This window comes from Cryobacterium sp. RTC2.1 (assembly GCF_035018685.1).
In the GTDB taxonomy this organism is placed as follows: Bacteria; Actinomycetota; Actinomycetes; order Actinomycetales; family Microbacteriaceae; genus Cryobacterium; species Cryobacterium glucosi.
Window position 1 is genome coordinate 1 of record NZ_JASJXJ010000151.1, and the last position, 9,522, is coordinate 9,522.

Consider the following 9,522-nt stretch of genomic DNA (forward strand, 5'->3'; position numbering starts at 1 on the left):
GTGTCAGGGACGTCCCGAGACATGAAGTGTCAGGGACGTCCCGAGACAGCACAGTCGTGAGGAGGGGCCATTTTCGTACTCTCGCGGAGTCGAAGGCGCGAACCATTGCGATAGGGTTCCTCCAACCCGAGCACGTCCAGGCCAGGAGGCCCCATGACCGCGAACCCAGCTCCCCAGCTGATCGACCTCGAACTTCCGGCCGCGAACGGCGGAAGCGCCGGACTCCGCGCGGTGCTCGGAGTGCCTGCCGGCTCCGGTCCCTGGCCCGGGGTTGTGCTCGTGCACGAGGCCTTCGGCATCAGTGACGTGATGCGCCGGCAGGTCGAACGACTGGCGGCGGCCGGCTACCTCGCACTGATGCCCGACCTCTTCACGGAGGGCGGCGCCCGGAAGTGCCTCGTCGCGACCTTCCGCGCCCTGACCGCGGGCGAGGGGCGCGCGTTCGTCGACATCGAGAACGCGCGGCACGCGCTCATCGCCCGGGCGGACTGCACGGGTGAGGTGGGTGTGCTCGGCTTCTGCATGGGCGGCGGCTTCGCGCTCGCGGCCGCCACGCGGGGGTTCGCCGCGGCATCCGTCAACTACGGCCGGCTGCCGAAAGACCTCGACGCAGCCCTGGCGGGTGCGTGCCCGATCGTCGGCAGCTATGGCGGCAGGGACCGCTCTCTCGTCGGCGCCGCTGCCCGGCTCGAGGGCGCGCTCGAGGATGCCGGCGTGCCGCACGACGTCAAGGAATACCCCACGGCCGGGCACTCCTTCCTCAACGATGCCGAAACAGGCCCGGCCGCGGTGCGCTTCCTCACGCAGCGTATCCTCGGCGCCGGCCCCGACCCGGAGGCCGCCGCTGACGCCTGGATCCGCATCGAGGCGTTCTTCGCCGAGCACCTCGCCTCGGCCGCGGACCCCGCGCCCGCCGACTGACCGGTCTCAGCGAGCCGATGCGAGGGCGGGTTCGGTGGGAGTGACACCGGATGCCGCGAGCAGCTTCATGAATTCGCGCATCCAGCTGGGGTGGTCCGGCCAGGCCCTGCCGGAGACGAGGTTGCCGTCGACGACGCCCGCGCCGTTCTCGAACACGCCCCCGCCGAGTTCGACGTCGATCTGCAGGGCCGGGTACGCAGAGCTCGTGCGGCCGTGGAGCACCCCGGCGGCGGCGAGCAGCATCGGGCCGTGGCACAGTGCGGCGACGGGAGCGTTCCGTTCGAAGAAGTGCCGGACGATCCGCTTCGCGTCCTCGTCGTTGCGGATGTACTCCGGTGCGCGGCCGCCGGGGACGACGATGGCCGCGTAGTCGGCCGGGTCGACGTCCTTGAACGCAACGTCGGCATCCCAGGTGTGGCCGAGCTTCTCGGTGTAGGTGTCGAAGCCGTCCACGAAGTCATGGACGACGAACTGGAGCTTCCTCTTCTCCGGGGCGCCGATATGCACCTCGAAGCCCTCCTCGAGCAGCCGCTGGTAAGGGTAGAACACCTCGAGGGTCTCGGCGGCGTCGCCGGTGAGAATGAGGATCTTGGTCATGACGTTCCTCTCTGAACGGTGTGAATCTGAACGTTGCTGAACTCAGCGGACGGGTCGTCCGTTGACGCCTTCAGTGTTCCCCCGACCGGCGCGCCGGGCAAGTGCCACCGGCGAAGGCCGGTGCGGAACGGCTGGGAAAGGGTCCAGGCCGGCTCAGACGAACATCAGCACGACGCCGAGGACAGCCGATGCGAGCCCGGTGCCGAGCAGGATCAGCCCGGTCAGGCGCAGGGCCTTGCCCTCCGATTCCGGGGCATGCGTCACCCCGCGGGATGCGTCACGGGAGTGGTACCAGACCTGCACGTCGTCGCCCGGCGCGAGCCGGTGGCTCTCGTGCGTGTTCGCGGCTCGCTCGTGCACGTCCCCCGAGCGGTCGAACCAGCGGATGACCGTGTGCGATCCCGAGGACGCGATCACGCCATCCGTGGCGACCCAGCCGCCCTTGACACCGCGGATCGCAAGCCCGAGGACATAGAGGACGGCGCCTCCGACGAACCCGACGAGGGTCAGGACCTCGCTGATGAGCCCGATGAGGTCGTGCGCGTCCATTCGCCCCTCTCTCGCCCGCACGTCTCGTGCTCGTTCGCCCTGTGACCACGATCGTATCGTGCCCCGGCGCGGCGCCGTGAGGGTCCCCGATGCCCCTGATCCGGGGGCCAGCGGATACAGTCGAGAGATGACCACGGTCGAAAAACCCGTCCCCGCCCACAAAGACCGCAGCTTCTTCGGGCAGCCGCGAGCTCTCGCCAATATCTTCGGCGTGGAAATGTGGGAGCGGTTCTCCTTCTATGGGATGCAGGGCATCCTGCTCCTGTACCTGTACTACTCCGCCGCCGAGGGCGGCCTGGGGATCGAGCAGGCGACGGCCGCCGGCATCGTCGGCGCGTACGGCGGAGGGGTCTATCTCTCGACGATCCTGGGCGCCTGGATCGCCGACCGGGTGCTCGGCAGCGAGAGGGTGCTGTTCTACAGCGCCATCGTGATCATGCTCGGGCATCTCGCCCTCGCCCTCGTGCCCGGCGTCGCAGGCGTGACCGTCGGACTCTTGCTGATCGCGCTCGGCAGCGGTGGCCTGAAGGCCAATGCGACGAGCGTCGTCGGTTCGCTGTACACACGGGACGACCCCCGCCTCGACGCAGGCTTCTCGCTCTTCTACCTCGGGATCAACCTCGGCGCGTTCTTCGGCCCGATCCTGACCGGGCTCCTGCAGACGACGGCCGGCTTCCACTTCGGCTTCGGCCTCGCCGCCGTCGGTATGGCGATCGGGCTCACCCAGTACTCCTTCGGACGCAGAAGCCTGCCCGAGATCGTGCACCAGGTTCCGAACCCGCTCCCGCGCTCGCGCTGGACCCCCTACCTCGTCGGCGCGGTTGCCGCCGCGGCGCTCGTCGTGGTGCTCGTGCTTGTCGGCGTGATCACAGCGGACGGCCTCGTCACCCTCGTGATCGCCCTGACGGTCATCGCGACGATCAGCTACTTCGTCGTCATCCTGCGCAACCGACAGATCAGCATCGTCGAGCGCAAGCGGGTCTACGCCTTCATCCCGCTCTTCCTCGCGAGCGCCGTGTTCTGGTCGCTCTCCCAGCAGCAGTTCACGGTCGTCACGATCTACACGGACGAGCGCCTCGACCGACACTTGTTCGGATGGGAAATCCCGGTGTCCTGGATCCAGTCCTTCAACCCGGTCTTCATCATCCTGCTCTCCGGCGTCTTCGCCGCGCTCTGGACCCGCTGGGGTAGCCGCCAGCCGTCGACTCCGGTCAAGTTCGCGCTCGGCACCGCGGTGATGGGCGTGGCCTTCCTCGGCTTCCTGCCGTTCGTGGGCGGCGGTGCCAACTCGACGCCGATGCTCGCGATGATCGGCATTCTCTTCGTGCTCACGGTCGCCGAGCTCCTGATCGGCCCTGTCGGCCTCGCGCTCACCACGAAGCTCGCGCCCGCGCCGTTCCGAACCCAGATGGTCGCCCTGTTCTTCCTGTCGATCGCCCTGGGCACTGCCGTGTCCGGTTCGCTTGCCCAGTGGTACACCGAGGTCCCCGAGACGCTCTACTTCAGCGTGATCGGCGGCGTCGCGATCCTGTTCGGCATCGGGCTCGCGGTCTTCGCCCGTCCGGTGCTCCGCCTCATGGGCGGCGTGCGCTAGCGGGGTCCCTGCCGCCCTGCGTATCGGCGAGCGGATGCCGCTGGCCGGTCCTCCGGCATCCGTCGCCCCGCCGGTGCGGTCGCCGCCGCGCCGCTTTCGGCAGCCCGCTCCCGAAACGGCGGGCGCGGCCTGCCGAAACCGGCGCGGGCGCGACCTAGCGGGTCGCCTCGATGATCGCGATCTCGCGGGTGGCGGTCTCCACGTCGATGGGGTCGTGGTCGCGTCCGTCGCCGTCGTGGTGCACCTGCATGTGGGGCACGACCCCTCTGCGGTACCGAACGCGCAGGCTGCGGTACCTGATCAGCCAGAACAGCATGGCCCCCGCGGCCAGGATGCCCGAAAGAGCCGCGACGCCCAGCGCCCAGCGCGGGCCGAAGTGGTCGGCGACCCACCCGACGAACGGGGCGCCGAGCGGGGTGCCGCCGGCGAAAATGGCCATGTAGAGCGCCATCACCCGGCCACGCATCGCGGGCTTCGTGGTGGTCTGCACATAGGCGTTCGCGGTCGTCATGAGCGTGAGCGAGAACAGCCCGACGAAGACGAGCGAGACCGCGAAACTGAGATACGTGGGCATCACCGCGGCGATTCCGCACGCCACGCCGAAGAGCGCGGCGCCGGCGACGACGAGGCGCAGTCGAGGGCGGCTGCGACGGGCCGACAGCAGCGCGCCCGCGACCGAGCCGACGGCCATGATGGAACTCAGCAGCCCGAATTCGCCGGCGCCCATGTGGAATTCGACCGTCGCCATGGTTGCGGTGAAGATCGCGAAGTTGAGCCCGAAGGTTCCGATCAGGAAGACCGCGATCAGCACGACGATGATGTCTGGCCGATGCGCGACGTAGCGGAACCCGGCCATCAGCTGGCCCCGCTTCCGCGGCGCCCGCGGCTGGGGGCGCAGCTCGCTCGTGTGCAGCAGGGTCATCGCGACGACCGTCGCGGCGAAGGTGACGGCGTTGATCAGGAACACCCAGCCCGCGCCGACCGCGACCGTCAGCAGGCCGGCGACGGCCGGGCCGATCAGGCGGGCGCCGTTGAACGAGGCCGAATTCAGTGCGACCGCGTTGGACAGGTTGCTGTCGGGGACGAGCTCGGAGACGAAGGTCTGCCGTGCGGGAGAGTCGATCGCGGCGACGATCCCGAGTCCGAGCGCAAAGAGGTAGACATGCCAGAGCTGGGCGACGCCGGTCACGACGATCAGCCCGAGCCCGAGGGCCAGGACGCCCATCAGGCTCTGGGTCATGATCAAGAGCCTGCGCCGGTTGAACCGGTCCGCGATCAGGCCGGACCACGGCATCAGCAGGAGTTGCGGCCCGAACTGCAGGGCCATCACGATCCCGACCGCCGTTGCGTTGTGGTCGGTGAGCATCGTCAGGACGATCCAGTCCTGGGCGGTGCGCTGCATCCACGTTCCGATGTTCGACACGAGGGCGCCTGCGAACCAGATTCGATAGTTCGGGACGCTCAGGGAGCGGAACATGGTACTCAACTGTCGGTGAGCTCCTTCATGACGGTGATGGCCTCGGTGAGCACGCTGCGCTGTTCGGGGTTGAGCTTGGCGATGCGGAGGGCGAGCCAGGCATCCCGTCGGTTGCGGGTCTCGTGCATGAGGGTGCGACCGGAGTCGGTCACGGTGAGGATGATCTTGCGGCCGTCGTCCGTGGAGCCCGCCCGGTGGACGAGGCCGGCCGATACGAGCACCCCGACGGTGCGGCTCATCGAGGGCGGAGTGACCCGCTCATGCTCGCTGAGTTCGCGCAGGGTGAATGGACCGTTGAAGAAGAGGGAGCCGAGGGCGGAGAACTGGCTCGCGCTCAGCTCGTTGTCGGCCTTCTCCTGGCGCAGGCGGCGGGCGAGGCGACCGTTTGCGACGCGGAAGTCATGGCTGAGCTCTGCAACGCTCGGCCGGTGTCCGGCGTGGGTGTCCGGCGGGGTCACGGCCGGTTCGAGCATGGATTCCATAACTCATAACTGTAACCGTTTAGCGAGGCTAAGTATTCCCGTGAATTCTCCCGTTCTGACAGACTTCTCCCGTTCTGTCAGACTGGCCGCGTGCCTACCTATACGGATGACTATGGCGTCACCTTCGAGTACTACGTCTGGCCGGTGCCGCGCCCGCGGGCGGTCGTTCAGGTGGTGCACGGCGTCGGTGAACACGCCAACCGCTATACCGAGCTCGTCGGCCGGCTGAACGAGGCCGGCTACACCGTGTACGCGGACGACCACCGCGGCCACGGGCAGACCGGGCTGCGACAGTATGCGGGCGACACGACCAGGCTCGGACGGCTCGGCCCCGGCGGGTTGCGGGCCGCGGTCGCCGGCGTGTATCAGCTCAGCGGCATCATCCGCTCGGCGCACCCGCACCTGCCGCTCGTTCTGCTGGGGCACAGCTGGGGCTCGTTCATGGCGCAGATGATCCTCAACGAGCACGCGGATGCCTATGCCGCGGTGGTCCTGACCGGTACCGCCTATCGCTGGCCGGGCTACCTCAACGGCGGGGACCTCAATGCGCGGCACAAGCACCTCGGAACGACGGGCGTCGAATGGCTCAGCCGTGATCCCGCGGTCGCGGACGCCTTTGTCGCCGATCCGCTGACGACCATGACGCCGCTCGCGAAGCTCTTCGGCCTCCGGGAGGCCGCGCGGCTCTTCGGACGTCCGGCGCGCGGACTGCCGGCCGACCTCCCGCTCCTGATCCTCGTCGGCGGGGACGACACCGTTGGCGGGGAGCGCAGCGCAACCATGCTCAAGAACGCATACGCGCGGCGCTCAGGGTTGCGGGACATTCGCCTGGTGGTATATCCCGGTGCCCGGCATGAAGTCTTCAACGAAACGAACCGCGCCGAGGTCTTCGACGAGCTGATCGGCTGGCTCGACAGGCAGTTACCCCCGGGGGTCGGCGGGATCGACGGTTAGGCTGGCCTCATGCATGGTGAATACAAGGTCCCTGGTGGCAAGCTCGTGGTCGTCGACCTGGACGTCGTCGACGACACGATCGTCAATTTCCGGCTGGCTGGGGACTTCTTCCTCGAGCCAGACGATGCCCTCGGGGCGATCAATGCGGCCGTGACCGGCCTGCCGGCCGGCACAGATGCTGCAGGGCTCGCCGCCGCGGTGCGCGCGGCCCTGCCACCCCAGGCCACCCTGCTCGGGTTCTCCCCCGAGGCCGTGGCGGTCGCGATCCGCAGGTCCCTCGCGCAGGCGAGTGGCTGGCGGGACTACGACTGGCAGCTCGTGCACTCCAAGGCCGTGCCCCCGGTGATGCAGATGGCGCTCGACGAGGTGCTCGCGATCGAGGTCGGCGAGGGCAGGCGTAAGCCCACGCTGCGGATCTGGGAGTGGACGGAGCCCGCCGTCGTCATCGGAAGCTTCCAGTCGCTCCGGAACGAGGTCGACGCCGAGCAGGCGGAGGCCCACGGCTTCACCGTCGTCCGCCGGATCAGCGGCGGCGGCGCCATGTTCATGGAGGCAGGCTCGGTCATCACATACTCGATCTACGCTCCCACCGCGCTCGTGCAGGGAATGACCTTTGCCGACTCCTACGCCTTCCTCGACGAATGGGTGCTCACCGCGCTGCGCTCGCTGGGCATCGACGCGCACTACCAGCCGCTCAATGACATCACGAGCCCGACCGGCAAGATCGGCGGCGCCGCGCAGAAGCGTCTCGGCAGCGGTGCCGTGCTGCACCACGTGACTATGAGCTACGACATGGACGGCGAGAAGATGGTGCAGGTACTGCGCATCGGTCGCGAAAAGCTCAGCGACAAGGGCATCACGAGCGCCGTCAAACGGGTCGACCCGCTCCGCAGCCAGACCGGCCTCAGCCGTGCCGAGATCATCGACAGGATGAAGCAGACTTTCACGACCCTGTACGGGGCGGTAGACGGGGACATCACCGAGGCGGAATACGCCGCCGCCGAGGCGCTCGTGGCGAGCAAGTTCGGCACCGACGAGTGGATCGCCCGCGTCCCCTGACCGACGGTCGAGGCCTGCTCGACGGGGGGACGGCGGCTACCGGCCGCGGGTCAGCAGGTCCTGGTATTCGGCGTGCTTGTCGATCCACGCGACGACATAGGGGCAGACGGCGACGACCGTCAGGTCAGTGCGCTCGCGCATGTCGTCGAGGGCCTGCTCGACGAGGATGCTCGCGAGTCCTTCGCCCCGGTGCCGGGGATCGACTTCGACGTGGGTGAAGAGCACCCGGGAGCCGTCGATCTCATAGTCGGCGAAACCCGCGGTCGTGTCCCCGAAGAGCAGGCTGTACCGGGAGAGGGCCGGCTCATGCCGGAAGGTGGGCCGCGCGGTATCCTGCGTCGTCGCATCCGCCGGAGTCGTCGATTCGGTCGTCGGGGAGTCTGTAGTCATCCCCATAGAGTAAGCCGACTGACACAATGAGGGAATGCCAACCGCGTGGTCCCCGTCCTCCCCCAACCGTGTCGTCCGTGCAGACAACCTCGAAATCCTGCCTGCCCTTCCCGACGGGGCGTTCACGCTGATCTATCTCGACCCGCCCTTTAATACCGGTCGCAAGCAGAATCGGCGCACGACTACTTCGGTGCGAGTGGCTGCGGTGACCGGGTCTGTCCCTGACCCGGCATCGGCGGACGCCCCCCTGACTGGGGTCGCTGTGTCTTCGCCGCGAGCGGGCGGTTTGGCGGCCGCCGGCACCATCACGGGGTTCAAGGGGCAGCTCTACGAGCGGATCAAGGGCGACCTGCTCGGCTACGACGACCAGTTCGAGGACTACTGGGCCTTCCTCGAACCCAGGCTGATCGAGGCCTGGCGACTCCTCGCCGAAGACGGCACCCTCTACCTGCACCTCGACTACCGAGAGGCGCACTACGCCAAGGTCCTCCTCGACGCGCTCTTCGGCCGCGACTGCTTCCTCAACGAACTGATCTGGGCCTACGACTACGGCGCGAAGTCCAAGAACCGCTGGCCGACCAAGCACGACACGATCCTCGTCTACGTGAAGAACCCGCAGCACTACTACTTCGACTCGACGACGGTCGACCGCGAGCCGTACATGGCCCCCGGCCTCGTCACGCCGGAGAAGGTCGCGCGCGGCAAGCTGCCCACGGATGTCTGGTGGCACACGATCGTGTCGCCGACGGGCAAGGAGAAGACCGGTTACCCCACGCAGAAGCCGGTCGGCATCCTGCGGCGGATGATCCAGGCCTCGAGTCGCGAGGGCGACTGGGTGCTCGACTTCTTCGCAGGCAGCGGCACGACGGGTGCCGTCGCCGAGTCCCTCGGCCGCCGCTTCCTGCTCGTCGACCAGAACCCGGAGTCGATCCAGGTGATGCGCACCCGGTTCGCGGCCCTTCCGGAGGTCGAATTCCTCGACGCGTCCTGATTCCGGGCCGTCTGGGAGACTGGACGGATGAGACTCCGCATCTTCACAGAACCCCAGCAGGGCGCCAGCTACGACGACATCCTCGCGGTCGCGCAGGCCACAGAGGCGCTCGGGTTCGATGCGTTCTTCCGCTCAGACCACTACATGGTCATGGGCGACGGCGGCGGGCTGCCCGGACCGACGGATGCCTGGACGACCCTCGCCGGACTCGCCCGTGAGACCAGCCGCATCCGCCTGGGCACCCTCGTCTCCTCGGTGACCTACCGGGCGCCGGGGATCCTCGCGATCCAGGTCGCCCAGGTCGACCAGATGTCGGGAGGCCGGGTCGAGCTCGGGCTCGGCACCGGCTGGTTCGAGAAGGAGCACCTCGCCTATGGCATCCCGTTCCCGGCCAAACGCTTCGGCATGCTCGAGGAGCAGCTCGAAATCGTCACCGGGCTCTGGGAGACGCCTGTCGGCGATCGATATGACTTCACCGGTGAGCATTACACCCTCGTCGATTCCCCCG

11 protein-coding genes are annotated in these 9,522 nt (G+C 68.2%); 6 read left to right on the plus strand and 5 right to left on the minus strand.

Annotated elements, in window-relative coordinates:
* The first annotated feature begins 153 nt into the window (after positions 1–153).
* On the plus strand, positions 154–921 hold the full coding sequence (locus QN357_RS15535) for a dienelactone hydrolase family protein (protein ID WP_134560677.1): 768 nt from the start codon (positions 154–156) through the stop codon (positions 919–921).
* A 6-nt stretch (positions 922–927) separates the two neighbouring features.
* On the opposite strand, the gene QN357_RS15540 is transcribed toward QN357_RS15535, so the two are convergent.
* Positions 928–1,518 carry a DJ-1/PfpI family protein gene (locus tag QN357_RS15540; protein ID WP_134562109.1) on the minus strand — a complete coding sequence of 197 codons (591 nt, stop codon included), beginning with the start codon at positions 1,516–1,518 and terminating at the stop codon, positions 928–930.
* Positions 1,519–1,671: 153 nt separating this feature from the next.
* Positions 1,672–2,067 carry a sortase gene (locus QN357_RS15545; protein WP_134449169.1) on the minus strand — a complete coding sequence of 132 codons (396 nt, stop codon included), beginning with the start codon at positions 2,065–2,067 and terminating at the stop codon, positions 1,672–1,674.
* A gap of 127 nt (positions 2,068–2,194) precedes the next feature.
* Here QN357_RS15545 and QN357_RS15550 point away from each other — a divergent pair, with 127 nt between their 5' ends.
* On the plus strand, positions 2,195–3,661 hold the full coding sequence (locus QN357_RS15550; protein ID WP_323505155.1) for a peptide MFS transporter: 1,467 nt from the start codon (positions 2,195–2,197) through the stop codon (positions 3,659–3,661).
* 154 nt (positions 3,662–3,815) lie between these two features.
* Here the strand turns inward: QN357_RS15550 and QN357_RS15555 are convergent, their stop codons facing one another.
* Together QN357_RS15555 and QN357_RS15560 are read right to left on the minus strand one after the other, a co-directional pair.
* Positions 3,816–5,147 (minus strand): MFS transporter, encoded by a 1,332-nt coding sequence (locus QN357_RS15555; protein WP_323505156.1) that lies wholly within the window; start codon positions 5,145–5,147, stop codon positions 3,816–3,818.
* The gene (locus tag QN357_RS15560; protein WP_241975505.1) at positions 5,144–5,620 is read right to left on the minus strand and encodes a MarR family winged helix-turn-helix transcriptional regulator; all 477 of its coding nucleotides are present in this window, start codon (positions 5,618–5,620) and stop codon (positions 5,144–5,146) included. Before QN357_RS15560 ends, QN357_RS15555 begins: the two co-directional genes overlap by 4 nt.
* A gap of 90 nt (positions 5,621–5,710) precedes the next feature.
* Here QN357_RS15560 and QN357_RS15565 point away from each other — a divergent pair, with 90 nt between their 5' ends.
* Together QN357_RS15565 and QN357_RS15570 are read left to right on the plus strand one after the other, a co-directional pair.
* Positions 5,711–6,574: an alpha/beta fold hydrolase gene (locus QN357_RS15565; RefSeq protein WP_134449167.1), complete on the plus strand. Its 864-nt coding sequence runs from the start codon at positions 5,711–5,713 to the stop codon at positions 6,572–6,574.
* Between the two features lie 9 nt (positions 6,575–6,583).
* Entirely contained in the window at positions 6,584–7,633 is a 1,050-nt protein-coding gene (locus QN357_RS15570; RefSeq protein ID WP_134449166.1) for a lipoate--protein ligase family protein, read from the plus strand.
* A 36-nt stretch (positions 7,634–7,669) separates the two neighbouring features.
* Here QN357_RS15570 and QN357_RS15575 read toward each other — a convergent pair whose 3' ends face one another.
* Positions 7,670–8,023: a GNAT family N-acetyltransferase gene (locus tag QN357_RS15575; protein ID WP_134449165.1), complete on the minus strand. Its 354-nt coding sequence runs from the start codon at positions 8,021–8,023 to the stop codon at positions 7,670–7,672.
* Between the two features lie 34 nt (positions 8,024–8,057).
* Between QN357_RS15575 and QN357_RS15580 the strand changes: the two genes are divergently transcribed.
* Both QN357_RS15580 and QN357_RS15585 read left to right on the plus strand, forming a co-directional pair.
* The gene (locus QN357_RS15580) at positions 8,058–9,014 is read left to right on the plus strand and encodes a DNA-methyltransferase (protein ID WP_323505157.1); all 957 of its coding nucleotides are present in this window, start codon (positions 8,058–8,060) and stop codon (positions 9,012–9,014) included.
* Positions 9,015–9,041: 27 nt separating this feature from the next.
* A partial coding sequence (locus QN357_RS15585; protein WP_323505158.1) for an LLM class flavin-dependent oxidoreductase occupies positions 9,042–9,522 on the plus strand: 481 nt, incomplete at its 3' end.

Bases quoted from the DNA above. Each gene is read 5' to 3' on its own strand.
- QN357_RS15575 (WP_134449165.1), bottom strand. From the start codon at position 8,023: ATGACTACAGACTCCCCGACGACCGAATCGACGACTCCGGCGGATGCG.
- QN357_RS15570 (WP_134449166.1), top strand. From the start codon at position 6,584: ATGCATGGTGAATACAAGGTCCCTGGTGGCAAGCTCGTGGTCGTCGAC.
- QN357_RS15580 (WP_323505157.1), top strand. From the start codon at position 8,058: ATGCCAACCGCGTGGTCCCCGTCCTCCCCCAACCGTGTCGTCCGTGCA.
- QN357_RS15560 (WP_241975505.1), bottom strand. From the start codon at position 5,620: ATGGAATCCATGCTCGAACCGGCCGTGACCCCGCCGGACACCCACGCC.
- QN357_RS15550 (WP_323505155.1), top strand. From the start codon at position 2,195: ATGACCACGGTCGAAAAACCCGTCCCCGCCCACAAAGACCGCAGCTTC.
- QN357_RS15545 (WP_134449169.1), bottom strand. From the start codon at position 2,067: ATGGACGCGCACGACCTCATCGGGCTCATCAGCGAGGTCCTGACCCTC.
- QN357_RS15540 (WP_134562109.1), bottom strand. From the start codon at position 1,518: ATGACCAAGATCCTCATTCTCACCGGCGACGCCGCCGAGACCCTCGAG.
- QN357_RS15535 (WP_134560677.1), top strand. From the start codon at position 154: ATGACCGCGAACCCAGCTCCCCAGCTGATCGACCTCGAACTTCCGGCC.